General features: G+C 66.9%; 23 protein-coding genes and 1 pseudogene. 11 read left to right on the top strand and 13 right to left on the bottom strand.

What is annotated here, in order from left to right; genetic code table 11:
- Positions 1-15 precede the first annotated feature (15 nt).
- The 4 genes and pseudogenes from infB to ACE3OK_RS03150 form a co-directional block, all read right to left on the bottom strand.
- Positions 16-2,619, bottom strand: coding sequence for a translation initiation factor IF-2 (gene infB, locus ACE3OK_RS03165; RefSeq protein ID WP_374248086.1), 2,604 nt, complete (start codon positions 2,617-2,619; stop codon positions 16-18).
- A 101-nt stretch (positions 2,620-2,720) separates the two neighbouring features.
- On the bottom strand, positions 2,721-4,208 hold the full coding sequence (gene nusA, locus ACE3OK_RS03160; RefSeq protein WP_374248085.1) for a transcription termination factor NusA: 1,488 nt from the start codon (positions 4,206-4,208) through the stop codon (positions 2,721-2,723).
- 6 nt (positions 4,209-4,214) lie between these two features.
- Positions 4,215-4,844 carry a ribosome maturation factor RimP gene (rimP, locus tag ACE3OK_RS03155; protein WP_374248084.1) on the bottom strand — a complete coding sequence of 210 codons (630 nt, stop codon included), beginning with the start codon at positions 4,842-4,844 and terminating at the stop codon, positions 4,215-4,217.
- A gap of 963 nt (positions 4,845-5,807) precedes the next feature.
- Positions 5,808-5,993, bottom strand: a pseudogene (locus ACE3OK_RS03150) (Presumed portal vertex protein); the annotation flags it as partial.
- Here ACE3OK_RS03150 and gpM point away from each other — a divergent pair.
- The 3 genes from gpM to ACE3OK_RS03135 are packed head-to-tail and all read left to right on the top strand — an operon-like array spanning position 5,938 to position 7,034.
- Positions 5,938-6,390, top strand: coding sequence for a phage terminase small subunit (gpM, locus tag ACE3OK_RS03145; protein WP_374248083.1), 453 nt, complete (start codon positions 5,938-5,940; stop codon positions 6,388-6,390). The pseudogene ACE3OK_RS03150 and the gene gpM sit on opposite strands and share 56 nt — an antisense overlap.
- Positions 6,347-6,580: a phage tail protein gene (locus tag ACE3OK_RS03140; RefSeq protein WP_374248082.1), complete on the top strand. Its 234-nt coding sequence runs from the start codon at positions 6,347-6,349 to the stop codon at positions 6,578-6,580. The genes gpM and ACE3OK_RS03140 overlap by 44 nt, the downstream gene beginning before the upstream one ends.
- A gap of 1 nt (position 6,581) precedes the next feature.
- Positions 6,582-7,034: a phage virion morphogenesis protein gene (locus tag ACE3OK_RS03135; protein WP_374248081.1), complete on the top strand. Its 453-nt coding sequence runs from the start codon at positions 6,582-6,584 to the stop codon at positions 7,032-7,034.
- A gap of 4 nt (positions 7,035-7,038) precedes the next feature.
- Here ACE3OK_RS03135 and ACE3OK_RS03130 read toward each other — a convergent pair whose 3' ends face one another.
- The 6 genes from ACE3OK_RS03130 to ACE3OK_RS03105 form a co-directional block, all read right to left on the bottom strand.
- Positions 7,039-7,431 carry a type II toxin-antitoxin system HicB family antitoxin gene (locus ACE3OK_RS03130; RefSeq protein WP_374248080.1) on the bottom strand — a complete coding sequence of 131 codons (393 nt, stop codon included), beginning with the start codon at positions 7,429-7,431 and terminating at the stop codon, positions 7,039-7,041.
- A gap of 9 nt (positions 7,432-7,440) precedes the next feature.
- A complete protein-coding gene (locus ACE3OK_RS03125; RefSeq protein ID WP_374248079.1) occupies positions 7,441-7,629 on the bottom strand; it encodes a type II toxin-antitoxin system HicA family toxin in 189 nt (62 codons plus the stop codon).
- Between the two features lie 114 nt (positions 7,630-7,743).
- Positions 7,744-8,226 carry a hypothetical protein gene (locus ACE3OK_RS03120; protein ID WP_374248078.1) on the bottom strand — a complete coding sequence of 161 codons (483 nt, stop codon included), beginning with the start codon at positions 8,224-8,226 and terminating at the stop codon, positions 7,744-7,746.
- Between the two features lie 194 nt (positions 8,227-8,420).
- The gene (locus tag ACE3OK_RS03115) at positions 8,421-8,624 is read right to left on the bottom strand and encodes a hypothetical protein (RefSeq protein WP_374248077.1); all 204 of its coding nucleotides are present in this window, start codon (positions 8,622-8,624) and stop codon (positions 8,421-8,423) included.
- Between the two features lie 39 nt (positions 8,625-8,663).
- Complete coding sequence (locus ACE3OK_RS03110) at positions 8,664-9,089, bottom strand: type II toxin-antitoxin system HicB family antitoxin (protein WP_374248076.1); 426 nt, start codon at positions 9,087-9,089, stop codon at positions 8,664-8,666.
- A gap of 8 nt (positions 9,090-9,097) precedes the next feature.
- Complete coding sequence (locus tag ACE3OK_RS03105; protein ID WP_374248075.1) at positions 9,098-9,274, bottom strand: type II toxin-antitoxin system HicA family toxin; 177 nt, start codon at positions 9,272-9,274, stop codon at positions 9,098-9,100.
- Positions 9,275-9,659: 385 nt separating this feature from the next.
- Here ACE3OK_RS03105 and ACE3OK_RS03100 point away from each other — a divergent pair, with 385 nt between their 5' ends.
- On the top strand, positions 9,660-9,962 hold the full coding sequence (locus ACE3OK_RS03100; RefSeq protein ID WP_374248074.1) for a hypothetical protein: 303 nt from the start codon (positions 9,660-9,662) through the stop codon (positions 9,960-9,962).
- Positions 9,959-10,177 carry a hypothetical protein gene (locus tag ACE3OK_RS03095; protein WP_374248073.1) on the top strand — a complete coding sequence of 73 codons (219 nt, stop codon included), beginning with the start codon at positions 9,959-9,961 and terminating at the stop codon, positions 10,175-10,177. The genes ACE3OK_RS03100 and ACE3OK_RS03095 overlap by 4 nt, the downstream gene beginning before the upstream one ends.
- 65 nt (positions 10,178-10,242) lie before the next feature.
- Here ACE3OK_RS03095 and ACE3OK_RS03090 read toward each other — a convergent pair whose 3' ends face one another.
- Genes ACE3OK_RS03090 through ACE3OK_RS03080 form a run of 3 tightly spaced genes read right to left on the bottom strand, consistent with a single transcriptional unit; the run spans position 10,243 to position 10,897 of the window.
- Entirely contained in the window at positions 10,243-10,452 is a 210-nt protein-coding gene (locus tag ACE3OK_RS03090) for a DNA-binding protein (protein ID WP_374248072.1), read from the bottom strand.
- The gene (locus ACE3OK_RS03085) at positions 10,452-10,640 is read right to left on the bottom strand and encodes a DUF2283 domain-containing protein (RefSeq protein ID WP_374248071.1); all 189 of its coding nucleotides are present in this window, start codon (positions 10,638-10,640) and stop codon (positions 10,452-10,454) included. Before ACE3OK_RS03085 ends, ACE3OK_RS03090 begins: the two co-directional genes overlap by 1 nt.
- 2 nt (positions 10,641-10,642) lie before the next feature.
- Positions 10,643-10,897, bottom strand: a complete 255-nt coding sequence (locus ACE3OK_RS03080; protein ID WP_374248070.1) for a DUF4258 domain-containing protein — start codon at positions 10,895-10,897, stop codon at positions 10,643-10,645.
- A gap of 152 nt (positions 10,898-11,049) precedes the next feature.
- On the opposite strand from ACE3OK_RS03080, the gene ACE3OK_RS03075 reads away from it, so the two are divergent.
- The 6 genes from ACE3OK_RS03075 to ACE3OK_RS03050 are packed head-to-tail and all read left to right on the top strand — an operon-like array spanning position 11,050 to position 18,016.
- The gene (locus ACE3OK_RS03075) at positions 11,050-11,949 is read left to right on the top strand and encodes a baseplate J/gp47 family protein (RefSeq protein WP_374248069.1); all 900 of its coding nucleotides are present in this window, start codon (positions 11,050-11,052) and stop codon (positions 11,947-11,949) included.
- Positions 11,942-12,649 (top strand): phage tail protein I, encoded by a 708-nt coding sequence (locus ACE3OK_RS03070; protein WP_374248068.1) that lies wholly within the window; start codon positions 11,942-11,944, stop codon positions 12,647-12,649. The genes ACE3OK_RS03075 and ACE3OK_RS03070 overlap by 8 nt, the downstream gene beginning before the upstream one ends.
- A 3-nt stretch (positions 12,650-12,652) precedes the next feature.
- A complete protein-coding gene (locus ACE3OK_RS03065) occupies positions 12,653-12,970 on the top strand; it encodes a hypothetical protein (protein ID WP_374248067.1) in 318 nt (105 codons plus the stop codon).
- Positions 12,970-13,584, top strand: a complete 615-nt coding sequence (locus ACE3OK_RS03060; RefSeq protein ID WP_374248066.1) for a hypothetical protein — start codon at positions 12,970-12,972, stop codon at positions 13,582-13,584. Before ACE3OK_RS03065 ends, ACE3OK_RS03060 begins: the two co-directional genes overlap by 1 nt.
- A complete protein-coding gene (locus ACE3OK_RS03055; protein WP_374248065.1) occupies positions 13,581-15,725 on the top strand; it encodes a phage tail protein in 2,145 nt (714 codons plus the stop codon). Before ACE3OK_RS03060 ends, ACE3OK_RS03055 begins: the two co-directional genes overlap by 4 nt.
- Positions 15,725-18,016, top strand: coding sequence for a hypothetical protein (locus ACE3OK_RS03050; RefSeq protein WP_374248064.1), 2,292 nt, complete (start codon positions 15,725-15,727; stop codon positions 18,014-18,016). Before ACE3OK_RS03055 ends, ACE3OK_RS03050 begins: the two co-directional genes overlap by 1 nt.
- The last annotated feature ends 25 nt before the right edge of the window (positions 18,017-18,041 follow it).

The following is an 18,041-nucleotide window of genomic DNA, read 5'->3' as shown; positions in this document are numbered from 1 at the left end:
GGGGGAAGGCACGCCTTACAGCGTGCGCTGCACCTCGATGCGCTCGAAGCATTCGATCTTGTCGCCGGGCTTGACCTGGTCGTAGCCCTTCACGCCGATGCCGCATTCGGTGCCGTTGCGCACTTCGTCCACGTTCTCCTGGAAGCGACGCAGCGAATCCAGTTCACCCGAGAAGATGACGGTGTCGTCGCGGAGCACGCGGATCGGCTTGCCACGGCGGATGACGCCCTCGACCACCACCGAGCCGGCGATCGCGCCGAACTTGGAATGGCGGAACACCTGCTGCACTTCGGCGGTGCCGATGATTTCCTCGCGTACTTCCTTGCCCAGCACGCCAGAGGCAATTTGCTTCACCTGGTCGATCACGTCGTAGATGATCGAGAAATAGCGCAGGTCGACGCCATTGCCTTCGATCACCTTGCGCGCGGACGCGTCCGCACGCACGTTGAAGCCGATGACGGTGGCCTTGGACGTGGCCGCCAACTGGGCGTCGGACTCGGTGATGCCGCCCACGCCGGAGCCGATCACGCTGATCTTGATCTGCTCGTTGGACAAGCCCACCAGCGCCTCGCGCAGCGCCTGCATGGTACCGTGCACGTCGGCCTTGACCACCAGGTTGAGCGAGAGCTGCTGGGTGCTGCCTTCGCCCATCTGCGCCAGGATGTCCTCCATGCGGTTGCCGGCCGACGCCACCAGGCGCAGCTCGCGGCGCTTGGTGTCGCGCTGCTGGGCCACGTCCTTGGCCAGGCGCTCGTCGGCGACGACGACGAAATCATCGCCCGCTTCCGGCACCCCGGACAGGCCGAGGATCTGCACCGGGATCGACGGGCCGGCGGCTTGCACCTGCGCGCCATTTTCGTCGAACAGTGCACGCACGCGGCCGTACTGGATGCCGCACACCAGGTAGTCGCCCTTCGCCAGCATGCCCTGCTGCACCAGCACCGTGGCCACCGGGCCACGGCCCTTGTCCAGCGCGGACTCGATGACCACGCCGGTGGCGCGGCCTTCGAACACCGCCTGCAGGTCCAGCACCTCGGATTGCAGCAGGATGGCATCGAGCAGGTCATCCACGCCCTGCCCGGTCTTGGCAGACAGCTCCACCATCTGGATGTCGCCACCGAACTCCTCGGCCACCACTTCGTGCGCCAGCAGGTCGTTCTTGACCCGCGACGGGTCGGCGGAGGGCTTGTCGATCTTGTTGATCGCCACGATCAGCGGCACCTTGGCCGCCTTCGCGTGCTGGATGGCCTCCGCGGTCTGCGGCATGACGCCGTCGTCGGCCGCGACCACCAGCACCACGATGTCGGTGAGCTTGGCGCCGCGCTGGCGCATCTGGGTGAACGCCGCGTGGCCGGGGGTGTCGAGGAAGCTGATCACGCCCTTCGGCGTGGTCACGTGGTAGGCACCGATGTGCTGGGTGATGCCGCCGGCTTCGCCGGTGGCGACCTTGGTGCGTCGAATGTAGTCCAGCAACGAGGTCTTGCCGTGGTCGACGTGGCCCATGATGGTGACCACCGGCGGACGCGGGGCCTTGTCGCCCTGCACTTCCTCGGCGTGCGCCAGCAGTTCGGACTCGGCGTCACCCGCATCGGCATGCACGACCTTGTGGCCGAGTTCCTCGGTGACCAGCGCCGCGGTGTCGTGGTCGATGGTCTGGGTGATGGTGGCCATCACGCCCATCTTGAACAGCGCCTTGACCACTTCGCCGCCCTTCAGTGCCAGCTTCTGGGCAAGGTCGCCGACGGTGATCGCGTCGCCAATCGCCACCTCGCGCACCACCGGCGCGGTGGGCCTGTTGAAGCCGGTGCCCGTGCGCGACTGGTCCATGCCGCGCTTGGCCGGCTTGGCCTTGCCGCCGCGTGGCGCGCTGCTGCGGCGCGCCCGATCGGAGGCGGACAGGTGCAGCTGGCCGGCAAAGCGCGCGGTGCTGTCGTCGTCCTCGACGCCGGTCTGCATCACATGGGAGCCGCGATGCGTCTTGCCCTTGGCTGCGCCACCCTTGTCGGCTTCGCGCACCGGCGCCGCCGCAGGCTTGGGATGGGGATGGGCGTGGCCATGCCCCTTCGCCTTGCCCGCGTCCTCCTGCGCGACCTCGGCGGCCGCCGCTGCGGCTGCCGCCGCGCGATTCGCATTTTCCAGCTCCTGGCGCTTGCGCTCGGCAATCTCCTCCGCTCGCTGGCGATCTTTTTCCGCCAGCGCCTGCTGCTCGGCCAGGTTGCGTGCGCGCGACTCTTCCAGCTTGCGCAGCGCATCGGCGCGCTCGGCGTCCAGGTTGTCGGCACCGCCGGCAGCCCCCGGCTTCAGGGTGATTTTCTTGCGCGTCACCACCTCGATGGTGCTGCCGCCGCGCCCCGTCTTGCCGGCACCACCCACGGTGATTTCCTGCTTGCGGCTGCGGTTCAGGGTGATCTTGCTCGGCGCGATGGCTTCATCGGCAGGCTTGTCGGCCTTGCCGTGGGCACGCCGGAGAAACCCGTGCAGCTTCAATTTCTCTGCACTGGTGATGACCTGATCGGGGCCGCTGAATTTCATGCCGGCCTCGGCCAGCTGCTCCAGCAATTTTTCGACCGGGGTATTCACCAGTTCGGCCAACTTGCGGATGGTGGTTTGCTGCGACATTCGGGTTCCGGTGTCATGGGCCACCTAGCGGTGGCCGAATTGGTGGATTGTAGGACGGGGACGAACCCGCCCGCCAACCAGGCATACGCTTCAAGCCACGGTCATTCGAACCAGTGCTTGCGCGCCTCCATGATCAGGGCCGCCGCACGCGCCGCGTCCATGCCGTCGATGTCGGCGATTTCGTCGGTGGCGGCCTCCGCCAACGCCTCGCGGTCATGGATGCCGCGTTCGGCGAGTGCGTAGGCCGTGGCCTCGTCCATCCCGGCCAGGCCCAGCAGGTCCGCCGCCGGCTGGTGTTCCTCCAGCCCTTCCTCGGCGGCCAGCGCCTCGTTCAGCAGGGCGTCGCGCGCGCGCGAGCGCAGCTCCTCGACGATGTCCTCGTCGAAGCCCTCGACCGCCAGCAGTTCGGCCATCGGCACGTAGGCGACCTCCTCGACCGTATTGAAGCCCTCGCTGACCAGGATGCCGGCGATTTCCTCGTCCACTTCCAGCTTGTCCATGAACAGCTTGCGCGCCGCACCCTGCTCGGCCTCGGACTTGGCCTGCACCTGGTCGGCGGTCATCACGTTGAGCTGCCAGCCGGTCAGGCGGCTGGCCAGGCGCACGTTCTGGCCACCGCGGCCGATCGCCTTGGCGAGGTTCTCCTCGGCCACGGCCAGGTCCATCGAGTGCTTGTCTTCATCGACGATGATCGACTGCACCTCGGCCGGCGCCATCGCGTTGATGACGAACTGGGCGGGGTTGTCGCTCCACAGGATGATGTCCACGCGCTCGCCGTTGAGCTCGTTGGTCACTGCCTGCACGCGCGAGCCGCGCATGCCGATGCAGGCACCGATCGGATCGGTGCGGTTGTCGTGCGCCAGCACCGCGATCTTGGCGCGGTCGCCGGGGTCGCGGGCGCAGCCCATGATCGACACCAAGCCCTGGCCGACTTCCGGCACTTCCAGCTTGAACAGCTCCATCATGAATTCCGGCGCGGCACGGCTGATGAACAGCTGCGGGCCGCGCGGCTCGCTGCGCACGTCGAACAGATAGCCGCGGACGCGGTCGCCGGTGCGCAGCACGTCGCGCGGAATGCCCTTGTCCTTGGCGATGATCGCCTCGGCGTTGCCCCCCAGGTCGACGTAGATGTTGCCGCGCTCGACACGCTTGACCACGCCGGTGATCAGCTCGCCCACGCGGTCCTTCCACGCATCCACCACCTGCTGGCGCTCGGCCTCGCGCACGCGCTGCACGATCACCTGCTTGGCGGCCTGCGCGGCGATGCGCCCGAATTCGGGGTTCTCGATCTGCTCCTCGATGTAGTCGCCCACCTCGGCATCGTCGCTCTCGTCCAGCGCGTCCATCAGGCGCACCTGGCGGTCCGGGGATTCCATCACCACATCGTCGGCCACCACTTCCCAGCGGCGGAACGTCTCGTAGCTGCCGTCCTTGGGGTCGATCTGCACGCGCACCAGCACGTCCTGGTCGACGTAGCGCTTCTTCGCCGCCGACGCCAGCGCGGCCTCGATGGCCTCCAGGATCACCGATTCCGGCACACCCTTCTCGGCAGCCACCGCATCGACGACCAGCAACAGTTCCTTGCTCATGCCCGCTTACTCCGCATCGGACGGCTTGCCCGCCGCCTTGTTGGTTGAATGTCGCTCGACCGCACCCGGCTTGCCCGCGGCGTCGGCTTTCCTGTTCGATTTCTGCTTGCCCGGGCGCGCATCGCGCCCGGACTTGTCCTGCGCGGGTGCCAGCCCCAGTGCCACCCAATCGGGTACCAGCCGGGCCTTGTCCACGTTGGCGGCATCCACGCCGAACTCGGCGCCATCCACCTCGAATGCGATGTGGGTGCCTTCCACCCGCAAAATCCTGCCCTGCAGCCGGCGGCGCCCGTCCTGCGGCAGCTTCAGCGCGACCTTCGCGGTTTCACCCACGAAGCGCGCGAACTGCGCCGCGCCGAACAAGGGGCGATCCAACCCCGGCGAAGACACTTCCAGCGTGTAATTGCCGGCAACCGGATCCTCCACGTCGAGCTGCGCCGACACCTCGCGGCTGACCGCCTCGCAGTCCTCGATGCCGACTGCGCGCACTTCGCTCTCCGCCTGCGGCACGTCGATGTACAGGCGCAGCGTGGCACCGCCTGCCGCCGGCAGGTACTCGATGCCCAGCAGCTCCAGCCCCATCGAGGACACGGTGGGGGCAAGCAATGCGGCGATGTCGTCGGCCTTGTCAGTCACGTGGTACCCGTCGAGCACACTTTGGAAAAGGAACCGGCAGCGAAAAAATCGACGCCCGGAAACGAAAAAAGGACCCGGCGGGCCCTTTTCCGATGACACTGGATTGCGAAAGCCCTGGAGATGCTTTCACGGCCCGAGCCCGGTGTTGCTTGCACAACACTGAAACTTGGTAGCGGGGGCAGGCTACGTGCGTTCTCTGACAGCCGCGCCGTTCAGCATCGCCCTACGCTAGAGCCGCGCAGTCTAGTCCAGACTTGCCCAATTTTCAACAAATATCAGGCTCAACATCCATCGTTGTCAGGCCGGCGAGCATCCGCGCCCACTCCAGACTCCGCCCATCCGTGGGTAGCCAGCCCGTCGCCAGATCCCAAGCCCAACGGCAGTCCAGCAGGTAACGGCCACGCCTGCCAGCACCACTATAGCCCCACATTTTTCGACCTTCGGAAAAAGGTGATTTGATGGTAACCAGATTACCTTTCACTTTTTCAGAAAATCACCGTAGATCACCATGAAATCACCGTGGAATCACCCCCTGTGGTGATCCCGGAAACGTAGCTGTGATAAGGCCTACAGCGATTTCGCCAGGCACTGGTTACCAAGATCACCTTTTTCCGGCACCCAATGAATTGTCAGGGGGCTATGGCGTTTCTGGCGCGCACCTCCGGTGCCGACATCACCATGAGCCCTGCGGGCATTTGCGGGTAGCCCGCCGCCACCGCGTCCATCCCCGCAAAGCCTGCTGCGCAGCGGCCTGCCGTCCCCGGCGGGCCGTTGTCGTGGCTGGGCGAAATGCATCCTATGAAGCGGGCAGGCGTGGAGTGGGGACAAGCGCGCGCGCCTTCGCCAGCCAGCCTGGCCTTCGGCCCACTCGGTTGTACGGGCTCTGATGGTGGGGTGCCACCAAGCGGCAGGCACAAAAAAGGCCGCGCTGGGCGGCCTTCAGGACAGCGCTGCGGTGGGGCGCTATGGACTGGGGGTCTGGGCTGGCGTGGCAAACCGCACCACCTCTACACCCAGCCAGTCGTTGAGCTCGCACAGGCGAGCCTGCAGTGGCTCGATCTCATGACGGAAGAACACCGCCGCTGCCTGCTCGATGGAACCGAACCCTCCCGCATTCTTCGGCACGATGCCCAGCAGCGGCGGCGGTATCCACGCCAACGCCTACGAACTGCAACTGATCGCGCTGGCAGACGCCAAGCGCGCACTGAAGCAGGTGCAGTCGGTGGAGCGCAAGGCGGATGTCAAGCGCCGCGTGCTGCCGCAGTTCCAGGACTGGATCGCAGGCGTGCTGGAAGCCGGAAAGCCCGGGCAGGACGATGTGCTGATGACCTGCATGGTCTGGCAGATCGATGTGGGGGACTTCGATGCCGCCCTCAAGAGTGCCGCCCACGCCCTGGCGCACGGCCTCACCCTGCCCGACCAATACAAACGCGACGTGGCCACCCTGGTGGCCGAGGAAATCGCCGAGCAGTCATTGACCGCGCTGGTCAGTGGCCGCCAGGTTGGCCAACCCGGACAACCGCGACAAGATCACGTTCGAAGCTGACATCCTGGCCAACGATGCCGTGGACCTGTCCATCAAGATTCCGCTGACAGAACGCGTGGGCGTGCACCCGCGCACCGCTGGCCATGGCCACGATGTCCAGCACTACCCGGAGCCCGTCATGGACGCCGACGGGGCCGCCAGCACCCCGCGCGAACTGTGGTTGGACGGCGTGCTGATCGCCAGCTGGTGACATGGCCGACGACCTCACCCGCTTGGAGACATGGGCCGCCCCGCTGCTGGCCAAGCTGGGCCCGCAGGCGCGCAGCAAAGTGGCACGCACCATTGCCCGCCAACTGCGCCAATCGCAGGCTCGGCGCATCGCCATGCAGCAGAACCCCGACGGCAGCGGCTACGAACCCCGCAAGCCCCGTGCCCGCGCCAAGAAAGGCCGCATCCGCAACAGATTGATGTTCGGCAAGCTGCGCACCAACAAGTTCCTGCGCATCAAGTTCAACCCCAACGAAGCCGCCGTGGAATTCACCGCCCGCGTGCAGCGGCTGGCCGGCATCCATCAGGAAGGCGGCGTGGACCGGGTCAGCAAAACCGGCCCCAAAGTGCGCTACCCGCAGCGCCAACTGCTGGGCTTCAGCCCGGCGGATGTGCGGATGATTCAGGATGTGCTGGTGGAGATGTTGGCGCCGTAGCGGCTCACGCCGCCTGTGCCATCGCCTGCTGCGCCGCCTTGGCCAGAAAGCCGCTGCGGCTCATATGCGCCGCTTCGGCGGCGCGGTCGATGCGCTGCACCAAGTGCGCCGGCAGCGAGATGTTCAACCGCACCGGCTTCGCGTTGACCTGCGCAAGGTCAATGTCCACCAGCATCCAGAAGCCGCCTTGATAGTCCGGGTGATCCGTCCACTGGTCGATGTTGCTGGGTTCCGGCACGTCCATGTCCTCGCCCTCGAAGAAGGCCTCCACCGCTTCCTGCGCCATGGCGGGAAGATCGGCCAGCTCGTCGGCTGCGGTGAAGCAGCCCGGAACGTCCGGGAAGATGCCGCCGTAGGCGCTGCCAGGTTCGTGATGTACGTAGAGGGGATACAGCATGGCGGTCTCCTATTTCCAGTCCCAACCGGCTTGCCGGTAGATGCCGCGCACCGTGCCGGTGGGCAAGTCGCGCTTCGGGTGAGGCACCACAACATGGCCTTGCTTGGCGGGGTGCTTGAACTTGTGGTGCGAGCCGTTCACGTGCGCTTGCTTCCAGCCCTCGGCTTTCAATCGGCGTATCAGGGCTGCGCTGTCCATGGGCCAATTATACACACAAATACACAATAACGCCAGCATTGCACAGCCGCGGCAGCCGTGTGCGCCCCCCAAGCCCCGCGCTACTTCCGCTGGTAGCTCTTGTCCCCGCAGGCGTCAGGCAATGGCCTGCATGAAGCGCTCCCAGCGGCTCAGTGGCAGCGTGTAGCTGTAGCGGCCCGCGCTGCGCACCACGGCGTTGTAGGCGGGTTTGTGCAGGCCGTTGATGGTGGTGGGTGCATCCGCATCGATGGCATGCGCGCGGCTGTCGATGGCGTCCAGCGCCAACGCATCGGCCTGCGCCAACAGGGTCGCGCACTGCTGCATCGCCCCGCGTGCGGCACGGGCCCGTGCGGAAAAGTCGAACACCAGCCCGGCCAGTGCCGCCGCAGCCACCGCCAGCGCGCAACCTTGGCTGAGCGCCAGATGCCCGGCAGTCACCGCGTAGAACGCGCCGCTGCCGGTGAACACCTCCAGAAAGCGCACGCCCTTGTCCAGCCGCCCGTACAGGCGTTCGTGCAGGGCGTGCAAGCGAGCGCGATACGCAACATCCAGCTTGGCTTCGTACACCGTGCGTGGGTAGTTGGCATCGTCGGTCATGGCGTCACTTCTTTTCAGGCGGGGGTGGTGGCGGTGGCGGCGGCATCCGCGCCGGTAGCGATTCATGTCCGTGCTTGTGCACCTCGCCCGCATTGTCGCGCTTGTCTTCCTGCTCGCCCATTGCCGCCCCCTGCCCGTGTTGTTGTTGTGCGCGCTACAGCGGGCACGCCGCTGCCCAGGTATTCGGCACCGCCCTACTTGCGCATCCAACACTGGCGGTCAACATGCACCGGCATCCACGCCTTGCCGTCCTTGGGTGCCCGCCACGGGTCGCCAAAGGCGCGGGTGGGCGGCACCGCAGCGTCATCGCCCGTACTGCCCAGCGTTTGCCGTACCGCACTGCGCTCGCGCCGGTGTTCCGCTGCCTTGAACGGCTTGTCACTGCGCGCTGTGGTCATGCCCATTGCCGGGCTTTTTCGGTGGCTGCGGCTCATGGGTCAGGCCACCGCAACGTCCAACCTGCGCCCAAGCGCGTGCAGTGCAGTTTCCGCATGTTCCAACCGGCTGGCGTGGTGCAGATCAAGCAGCCGGTCAACCTGCGGCATATGCCAGCCCAAGCGACGCGCCAGCTCGCTTTTGCGCACGCCTTGCACGCGCATGGCTTCGTAGATGCCCAGCTTGATGCAGGCTTGCGCGCACGGACGCACGGTGTGCTGGCCGCGCTTGGGTTTGCTGGCCTTCGGCAGCGCCTTCCCGGCGGCGGTGTAGAACTCCAGCGCGGTTTCCAGCGCATCGGCTGCACGCAACAGGGCTTCATCCAGATCATCGCCTTCGGTAATGGCTTCGGGGACATCCGGAAAGGTGACGGTGTAGCCGCCGGCCTTCTTGTCCGGGATCAGTTCAATGGGGTAATTCAGGTTCATGGTGTGCCTCACTTCAAGCCCAGTTGCTTTTTGATGCCTTCGACGGTGCCGGTTTTCATCTCGCCGGAACTCATCGGCAGCACCGATTGTTTGTCCTTCAAGAACACTTTCAGGTGGCCGCCCTTGCCGGGAGCGAAAGTTGCGCCTTGTTCGGCGAGCCACTTCTTGAATTGCTTGCTGTTCATGTCGTTAATTATAACACAAGTGTTGTGCCTTGTAAACACTTCTGTTGTTTTCTTTCCGTTGGATCACTCTCCGGCCATCCCGCCACGCATGGCGAAACATTCGCCACATTGCACAACTTTGGATAACCGTGTACAGTCCACCCCAAGGAGCTTCAAAACTCCGATCCAGCGGTGCCGCACCCGACAGCCTTGCGGTTTTTTTGCGCCTGTCGTTTACGCTACCGGAACACCGGTGCAGGTTTCTGCGCCGGGAGGCAGCCGAATACAACACCCGCAAGGGGAATCAGGCTGGCCGACTGGATCGGTTTTGAACCTCCCGGCATCCCCTGCGCAGGCGCATCAAAACGTCTCCGCCGGGGTCATTCCTCAATCCAGGAGACACCCCATGCACACCACCACCCAAGCCGCGCCTACGCCCACCGATGCCCTGCGCACTGCCATGCAGCGCGCCTGGGGGATCAGCGTCGATTGCAGCCCTGAAGAACACGCCGCCCACCTGCTGATGTGCGCGCTTGAGCCCCTGACCGACCGCGACGACGACGCCAGCATCACCCTGCCCGCTGTCGCGTTGCAGTCCGTGCTGGAAGGGCTGGTGAACACCCTGTACGGCCAGCGCGCCGCCATGCAGGGCGTGTGCGATGTCATCAACACCGCCCTGCGCGCCACCCCGGCGGAGGTGCAGCCATGAGCCGCTTCATCATCGAGGAAGACCAGCTGGCCAAACTGGAAATCGTCCGCGGGCTGGCCAGCCTGCAAGCGTGGATCTTCGAGGAGATCGAAACCACCCCCGGCGGGCGCGGCCTGCCCGGCGTGGAAATCAGCGCCCTGGGCCAGGCCATGCACCACCTGCTGAGCCAGGCACTGGACTCCGCGCAGTTCAGCGCAGGGGCGGCCACGGGCTGACCACTGGCGAACCTGCAAGGCACCCATTGGCGAACCCGCGCGAAACTCCGGGTTCGCCAATGGCCTCACGCCGCCTTGCGTGCTTGCTCCAGCACGATGCGGCAGCCCAGCGCCACGGCGATGCGTTGCAGCGTCTCCATGCGCGGCTGCGCACCCGCGGCCAGCGCCTTGTAGATGCCGGCGCGGGTCAGCCCGGCATCCCGCGCCAGCTGCGCCACCGGTACCTGTTGCGCCCGTTCCGCCAGCGCCGCACGCAGGTCTTGCTGGGCCGCCATCACGCGGCCTGCTGCTGCAACGGCCACGCACCGGTGGCGCGGGCGTCCAGAATCACCACCTCCACCACGCTGCCGTCGGCGGCGTAGCTGATGCAGGTGTTCCAGTCCTGCGACACCTCCCGCACGATGGGCTTGTCGCTCATGCGCAGGGTCAGGATGTCGTCGGCTTCATCGTAGATGGTGCGCATGCTCAATCCTCCAGCGCGAAGTGGTGCATCACGGTCTTGACCACCAGCAGCGTCTCCAGCACCACGGCGGCACACAGCAGGTTGTCGTTGCGCTCGGCATACGCCTTGAACACCCACAGGCGGGCGTCGTCCTTGTGCTTCACCGTGCCGGTGTCCAGCAGATCAAGCAGCAGCACATCGTCCATGCCGCGTTCTGCCATCCGCTGCGCGGCATGGCGGGTGATGTGGACGGTGCGCTGGAAGCGTTCGCTGAACATGGGGAAAGTGTAAACAATCGTTTCCACACTGTCAACGATCGTTTGCACATGGCCGCGCCGCGCGCCGGGCTTTCCCATGCCCGGCATGTAACCGCCTCCGCAACACCAGCCGCCACCTACCCGCGCGCACGGTCGGCCATGACCATGCCTGCATGCCTGGCACCTTCACCGCCGTTGACCTCTCCCGCCTGCCGTTCCCGGCGGTGGTAGAGCCGCTGGACTTTGAAATCATCTTCGCGGCCATGCTGGCCGACTTGCGCGCCCGCGCGCCGGAGTTCGATGCACTGGTGGAATCCGACCCCGCCTACAAGCTGCTGGAAGTAGCCGCCTACCGCGAGCTGATCCTGCGCCAGCGCGTGAACGAGGCCGCCAAGGCGGTGACGCTGGCCTACGCCGCCGGCACCGATCTGGATCATCTGGCCGCCAACGTCAACGTGGCGCGGCTGCTGATCACCCCCGCCAATCCAGACGCCCTGCCACCGCTGGCAGCGGTGTACGAAACGGATGCCGACCTGCGCCGCCGCGTGCAGCTGGCCTTCGAGGGGCTGAGCACTGCCGGCCCGGTGGGCGCTTACTTGTTCCATGCCCTGGGTGCGCACGGGGATGTGCTGGACGCCAGCGTGGAAAGCCCCACCCCGGGCGTGGTGGTGGTGGCGGTGCTGTCCCGCGTGGGGGACGGCACGGCCAGCCCGGCGCTGCTGGATGCGGTGGGTGCCGCGCTGAACGCCGAAGACGTGCGCCCGCTCACCGATTTGGTGCAGGTGCAAAGCGCCAGCATCGTGCCCTATGCCGTGGATGCCGCGCTCACCCTGTACCCAGGCCCCGATGCCGCCGTGGTGCTGGCCGACGCGCAAGCCCGGCTGGCCGCCTACACCGCCTCCAACCACCGGCTGGGCCGCGACATCACTCGCGCCGGCCTGATTGCTGCGCTATGCACCGCTGGGGTGCAGAACGTGGCGCTGGCCACGCCCATCACCGACATCCCCATCACCCCGGCGCAAGCGCCGTGGTGCACGGCGGCCACCGTGGCCATCGGCGGCTACGGTGAGTGACCCCGTGCACCTGTTGCCCCCCAACGCCAGCGCGGCGGAGCGCGCCATCGCCGCCGCCACGGCCAGGCTGGCAGACCCCGCGCCGCACTGCCGGCAGCTGTGGAGCCCCACCGCCTGCCCGGATGCGCACCTGCCGTGGCTGGCGTGGGCATTTTCCGTGGACGAATGGGACACGACGTGGAGCCCTGCGCAAAAGCGCGCCGTCACCGCGTCGGCCTTCGCCGTGCACCAGCACAAGGGCACCGTGGCCTCGATGCGCACTGCGCTGGGTGCGCTGGGTTACAGCATGGACATCACCGAGTGGTTCCAGGAGGCCCCACCCGCTGCGCCCTACACCTTCGCACTGACCGCCGACGTGAGCGGGGAAGGCTTGCCGGCAGGCCTGTGGGACAGCATCGAGGCCGTGGCACTGGCCGCCAAGAATGCCCGCAGCCACCTGCGCACCATCCGCCTGCGCAGCGGTGTTGCGGGGACGCTGTATCTGGGTGGCGTGGCGATGGCGGCGGAGGTCACCACCCTCGAGCCCTATCACCTGGGCCTTGCCAGCGTAGTCGGCACGCTGCATCTGGGGGCCGCTGCGTGGGGCTACGAGACGGTGGAGCTGCGCCCCTTCGACCCCAACCAAATGGCCGTACTGGCACTGACCGACGGCACCCCCCTGCAACTCGCCAACGGCGCACCCCTGCGCCTGATGAATTGACCCATGACCACGCCGATCTTTCTGGAAGACCTGCCACCCCTGTCCGCCGCCTCCGCGCCATGGGTGTATGCCAAGACCCTGGGTGCGCCCGAGTCGCAGCAGGATGGCCGCCTGTCGGTGGCCATGCCGGAGGGTCTTGCCCCGTTGGATGCCAACGGCGTCGTGCCGCCGGAACACCTGCCGCCTCCGGCGTTCGTGCCCACGCTGATCCCGGCCGGCACCACCTTCACCGTGCCCGCAAACACGCAGGCGCTGTATTTCATCCCCATCCGCATCGACGGCGATCTGGTCGTTGACGGCACCCTTGTGGAGATTCGCTGATGAGCATCCTGTTGAAACTGGACGATGGCACCAACCCGCCGGAGCAACCCGGTTACCTGGCGCTGGTGGCCGATGACACCGGCCCGGACCCTGTGCTGGCGGTGGTGGATCCAGCCGGGAAAAGGACCGTGCTGGGTGCTGCCCCGGAGGTTGACATTGCATCCGGCGGCTCGCAGCGGGCAGTCAACGGGCCTTTCGAGGGGGCCACAAACGTTGAGCTGTGCGTGGCGTGGGATGTCGTTGAGCCCCCTGCCCCGGACGCGGTTGATTCGTGCATCGTGTGGAGCAGGGTTGGGCGGGCTGTCAGCGTGTCCGGATATTCGGACATCGTCGCCACCGCCGCTGCTGCTGGCCGAATTCTGTCCCATCCGACAGCCGCGCCCGCCGGCGGCTTTGCACCCATCATTGGCCTGCAACTAGGGGAATCCCCAGCTGCTTTCGGCACCGTCGTTGTTGAAGATGCTGATGCGTCATCCCCCACGTTTGGCCAGGTGGTAGCACACGGCTACATGCACGCGGATATCCATTTCTCGGTGCCGGCAGCTGGCACGTACCGCGTGCATTTTTCCGGCCATCTGTCGGTGACGGCAGAGCCCTATGTGCCGGGGGCATGACCATGACAACCTACTGCATGCTGCCGACCCAGACCGGGCAGGCGAAATTGGCGGCGTTCCTTGCGGGGGGTGACCCGTTGGCGCTGGTGGCCATGGCCGTGGGCGATGGCGGCGGGGTGCCGGTGGTGCCCACCGACACCGTGGCGGCGCTGGTGCGCGAGGTGCACCGGCAGCCATTGAGCAGCCTGACCACGCACCCGGTGAACACCAACTGGGTGACGGCAGAAACCGTGCTGGCCCCCGCTATCGGGGGCTGGACGATCCGGGAGTTGGGGGTGTTCGATGCCGATGGCGACCTGATCGCCTACGGCAACTTCCCGGAGAGTTACAAGCCCATCCTGAGCGAGGGCAGCGGCAAAGAGCTTGTCATCCGCGCGATCCTGGAGGTCTCCGACACCGCTGCCATCACCCTGACCGTGGACAGCAGCGTGCTGTGGGCCACGCAGGCATGGGTGGATGCCAAGGGGTATGCCACGCAAACATGGGTGACCTCGCAGGCCTTCGCCACACAGGCGTGGGTGAGCTTGCAGGGCTATGCCACGCAGGCATGGGTGAACACGCAGGGGTTTGCCGTCACCGCCGGCAACCTGGGTGCGGGCGGTGGGCAACTGTTTTCCACCAAGGCGGGCAGCACGCTGCAATTTCGCAGCATCAAGGCGGGCAGCAACGTCACCGTGTCGCAGACCGGCACCGAGATCACCATTGCCGCCGCCAACGGCGTGGACAACACCGCCAGCAACCTTGGCGCGGGTGCGGGGCAGGTGTATGCAGCCAAATCCGGTGCCGACCTGCAATTCCGCTCACTCAAGGCGGGCAGCAACGTCACCGTGTCGCAGACCGGCACCGAGATCACCATTGCCGCCACCAACGGCGTGGACAACACCGCCAGCAACCTGGGCGCGGGTGCGGGGCAGGTGTATGCCGACAAGGTGGGTGCGGACCTGCGCTTTCGCAGCATCAAGGCGGGCAGCAATGTCACGGTGTCGCAAGCCGGCAACGAGATCACCATTGCCGCACAGACCCCGCCCGCCTACACCAGCGCCGCGCATGTGCGCATCCCCGGACAGGCGGGCAATGACTGGATGATCCAGACCGGCACGGCCACAGCGCCGGCCTCCGGCACCTATTCCACCAGCAAGGCAGTGACATACCCGTTCCCGTTCAAACCCGGCGCATCGCCCAACGTGTGCATCACACCGGTGGCGGCCAGCACATCTGGCGGGCCACCCGTGCCCGTGCTGGCCGCGCCACCCAGCGCCACCGGCTTCATGGTGCTGTTCGACATCGCTGAAGGCGGTGGAGATTCGGCCAACATCGGCACCCCCATCGCATTCCAATGGGTTGCCCAGGGGGTCGTGGACGGCAGCGGGTGGCTGTCCGGTGCAGCCATCACCTACACCGCTGCTGCGGGCACGCCCGCCACGGCCACGGTGTCGGTGACGGCGGGGACCTACACCAACGGCGTCACGTCGAAGGCGTATGACGCCAGCACTGCGGCGTTGAGCGGAACAGGCGGCAGCTCCATCACCTACTACTTGTACTACGAAGACCCTGCGTTCTCCGGCGGGGCCAAGACGCTGAAAACCACCACGGATTCAGGGGTGCCGTTTGCAACCGCCGGCAACATCGTGGTGGGCCAGGTGACCGTGGCCTACCCATCCAGCGGTACCGGCAGCGGCGGCGGCGACCCAGGCGGCGGTGGCGGTGGCGGTAGTTGCCCCAGTGTGGATGCGTTCGTGATTGGCCGTTCCGGCCTTCTGCGTGCTGGCGATGTGCGCGTGGGCGATGAGCTGCTGCTGTGTGACCCTGCCAACGGGGAGGAGTGCTTCGGCGTGGTGACGTACAGCGCGCCCGCCATTGCCGACGGCTGCCGCCTCGCGTTCGGCGCTGGCTCGCTGACCTGCTCCACCACGGCCCCCATCCCCACCGAGCTGGGCTACCTGCCCGCCCCGCAAACGCCTGGCCACATTGTCCCCACGCGCACCATCCACGGTACCCGCGCAGATTCCACGGTGGCAGACGCCATATCGCTGGGAGCGATCACCGTGCAGCACATCACCGTGGGCGATCGGTGTTTCTGGGCCGGCGATGATGGCGTCGCCTTCGTGCTGCATCACAACATCAAAATGGCACCGTACTGATGACCATCACCATGGTGCCCGTGATTGGCGCGTTCGCGTATCGCGATGCTGCTGCACCGCCCCCTGCTGGCGACGTGCATTTCCTGCCGCGTACGCCGGTGGTGGTGGATGGAGCCACCATCACTCTGCCGGCAAAACTGAGCACCACGCTGGTGGGTGGGGCCATCCCGTCCGGATTTGCGCTGCCAACGCTGGCGGGCGGCGTGTACTACACCGTGCGCGAACTGGTTGCTGGCGGGCGCGACGCCTACACCATCCAGGTGCTGCCAACGGATGCCGTGATTGATCTGTCCACGGCGGCCCCAGCAGAGCCACAGGACGTGCTGGTGCCGCGTCAACCGGCGATGACGTGGCTGCACGCATCCACTGCCATGGCGGCGGCGGGCGGAGTGACATCCGTCAACGTCACCGGCCCGGGCGTCGAGGCGTCGATCGCCGGCACGGCGTTGACGCTGGCGTTCACCGGCGGCGCAGGCGGTTTGTCCGCCGACCCGGCGCAGCCGCTCGGCACGGCATCCGCCGGTGCCTCGCCCTACGCCGCGCGTGCAGACCACGTCCACCCGCTGCCACCGCCGCCAGCACCACCGACGGCAGCCGACATCGGGCTGGGCAGCGTTGACAACACCGCCGACGCGGACAAACCGGTCAGCACGGCGCAGGCAGCGGCCATTGCCGCAGCCATCACCACGTGCGACCCCGCCGGTGCCGCCGCTGCCGCCCAGGCGGCCAGTGACCCGGCCGGCACCGCAGCCGCAGCGATGGCCGCGCTGGGCAGCGCCGCGATGGCGAGCACCAGCGCGTTTGCGACTGCCGCGCAGGGGGCGAAAGCGGACGCCGCCGTGCCGCAGACCGCTGTCGGCACCAGCGTGGCCTCGCTGGTCGGTGGCGTGGTGCCCACGTCGCAGATACCGGCCATCGCCGTGACAGAGTTCCTCGGGCGGGTGGCCTCGCAGGCCGCGATGCTGGCGCTCGACGGACAGCCTGGCGACTGGGCGATCCGCACAGACCTGGGCACGACGTGGTTCGTGACTGCCGCAGACCCCACGCAGCTGTCCAGTTGGACGCAGCTCGAATACCCCACCGGCACCGCTGCCGTGGCTTCCGTCAACGGGCAGACGGGCACGATCGTGCTGGGCCCTGCCGACGTCGGCGCGGACGCAGCCGGCGCGGCAGCGGCAGCGCAAGCGGCGTCCGCGCCGGCCAGCCACACCCACACCGCCAGCGCGATCAGCGACAGCACGGCCACCGGGCGCAGCGTGCTGACCGCCACCGACGCGGCGGCGGCGCGTACGGCAATCGGTGCGGGCACGTCGTCGTTCGACGGCACCTACGGCGCGCTGACCGGCAAACCGACACTGGGCACGGCGGCGGCCACGGACTCCAGCGCCTACGCCACGGCAGCGCAGGGCAGCAAAGCAGACACCGCCTACGGCTGGGGGAATCACGCCGCCGCCGGCTACGTCGGCACCAGCGACAGCCGCCTGGCCGACGCGCGCGAGTGGACGGCCAGCACGGTCTCGCAGGCCGCCGCCGAGGCCGGCACCAGCACCACGCGCTACGCCTGGACACCGCAGCGGGTCAAACAGGCCATCGTGGCACTAGGGGGCGCTACGTCGCCAGCGGTCAGTACGCGGCTGTTCGATGATTTTCTGACCGGCTACGCGACGACGACCGCAACGAACATGGCGACCGTTTTCCCGGCGTCGCGCAGCGTCGTCGCGTGCCTCAGCGCCACGACCGGCGCGTCGGTCACACAGACCGTCGAGGCGGGGGCCCCCGGGCTGCTGACGCTCAGTACAGGTACTGCATCGAATGGTTACGCGCGCCTGTGCAGCACCAACGGCGCGGTGGTGAAACTGGGCGGCGGAGAAGTGAGGTTCAAACAGCGGTTCAAAATACCGACGCTGCCCGATGTCACGGATGATTTTTTCGTGCAGGTCGGGCTGTTCAACACATTTGTCGGAGCCGCCGACGTAGTGCGTGTGTTTTGCCAGGCGTCCGGGGCCTATGGACAGTGGCAGGTCGCGGCGGCTGTGGGCGGGGTTGGATCGCCGGCAATCAGTACGCCCATCACACCGGTAGCCGGTACCTACACCACCATTGAGGGGGTCATCAATGCGGCTGGCACGGAGTGCAAAATCTATATCGACGGCACGTTGGTTGCCACCATGACAGATCCGCTACCAACTGCCGCGCTCGCGCACATGACGCTGCTGATCAAACTGGCGGGAACAACGGCGCGCACGCTGGTTGTGGACTACCACGAGCTGGTGATGACGCAGGCGCGGTGAGGGTGGTGTTACGCCCGGCGCTACA

The organism is Thermomonas sp., from assembly GCF_041905325.1.
Lineage (GTDB): Bacteria > Pseudomonadota > Gammaproteobacteria > Xanthomonadales > Xanthomonadaceae > Thermomonas.
Note: the sequence above shows the minus strand (reverse complement) of the source record. Positions and strands in the feature narration are given on the sequence as shown.

Bases quoted from the DNA above. Each gene is read 5' to 3' on its own strand.
- ACE3OK_RS03130 (WP_374248080.1), bottom strand. From the start codon at position 7,431: ATGCTGTATCCCCTCTACGTACATCACGAACCTGGCAGCGCCTACGGC.
- ACE3OK_RS03090 (WP_374248072.1), bottom strand. From the start codon at position 10,452: ATGGCGGCCCAGCAAGACCTGCGTGCGGCGCTGGCGGAACGGGCGCAA.
- nusA (WP_374248085.1), bottom strand. From the start codon at position 4,208: ATGAGCAAGGAACTGTTGCTGGTCGTCGATGCGGTGGCTGCCGAGAAG.
- ACE3OK_RS03055 (WP_374248065.1), top strand. From the start codon at position 13,581: ATGACCATGACAACCTACTGCATGCTGCCGACCCAGACCGGGCAGGCG.
- ACE3OK_RS03060 (WP_374248066.1), top strand. From the start codon at position 12,970: ATGAGCATCCTGTTGAAACTGGACGATGGCACCAACCCGCCGGAGCAA.
- ACE3OK_RS03100 (WP_374248074.1), top strand. From the start codon at position 9,660: ATGCACACCACCACCCAAGCCGCGCCTACGCCCACCGATGCCCTGCGC.
- ACE3OK_RS03065 (WP_374248067.1), top strand. From the start codon at position 12,653: ATGACCACGCCGATCTTTCTGGAAGACCTGCCACCCCTGTCCGCCGCC.
- infB (WP_374248086.1), bottom strand. From the start codon at position 2,619: ATGTCGCAGCAAACCACCATCCGCAAGTTGGCCGAACTGGTGAATACC.
- ACE3OK_RS03135 (WP_374248081.1), top strand. From the start codon at position 6,582: ATGGCCGACGACCTCACCCGCTTGGAGACATGGGCCGCCCCGCTGCTG.
- ACE3OK_RS03080 (WP_374248070.1), bottom strand. From the start codon at position 10,897: ATGTTCAGCGAACGCTTCCAGCGCACCGTCCACATCACCCGCCATGCC.
- ACE3OK_RS03105 (WP_374248075.1), bottom strand. From the start codon at position 9,274: ATGAACAGCAAGCAATTCAAGAAGTGGCTCGCCGAACAAGGCGCAACT.
- ACE3OK_RS03110 (WP_374248076.1), bottom strand. From the start codon at position 9,089: ATGAACCTGAATTACCCCATTGAACTGATCCCGGACAAGAAGGCCGGC.
- ACE3OK_RS03075 (WP_374248069.1), top strand. From the start codon at position 11,050: ATGCCTGGCACCTTCACCGCCGTTGACCTCTCCCGCCTGCCGTTCCCG.
- gpM (WP_374248083.1), top strand. From the start codon at position 5,938: ATGGAACCGAACCCTCCCGCATTCTTCGGCACGATGCCCAGCAGCGGC.
- ACE3OK_RS03095 (WP_374248073.1), top strand. From the start codon at position 9,959: ATGAGCCGCTTCATCATCGAGGAAGACCAGCTGGCCAAACTGGAAATC.
- ACE3OK_RS03120 (WP_374248078.1), bottom strand. From the start codon at position 8,226: ATGACCGACGATGCCAACTACCCACGCACGGTGTACGAAGCCAAGCTG.
- ACE3OK_RS03085 (WP_374248071.1), bottom strand. From the start codon at position 10,640: ATGCGCACCATCTACGATGAAGCCGACGACATCCTGACCCTGCGCATG.
- ACE3OK_RS03115 (WP_374248077.1), bottom strand. From the start codon at position 8,624: ATGACCACAGCGCGCAGTGACAAGCCGTTCAAGGCAGCGGAACACCGG.
- ACE3OK_RS03125 (WP_374248079.1), bottom strand. From the start codon at position 7,629: ATGGACAGCGCAGCCCTGATACGCCGATTGAAAGCCGAGGGCTGGAAG.
- ACE3OK_RS03050 (WP_374248064.1), top strand. From the start codon at position 15,725: ATGACCATCACCATGGTGCCCGTGATTGGCGCGTTCGCGTATCGCGAT.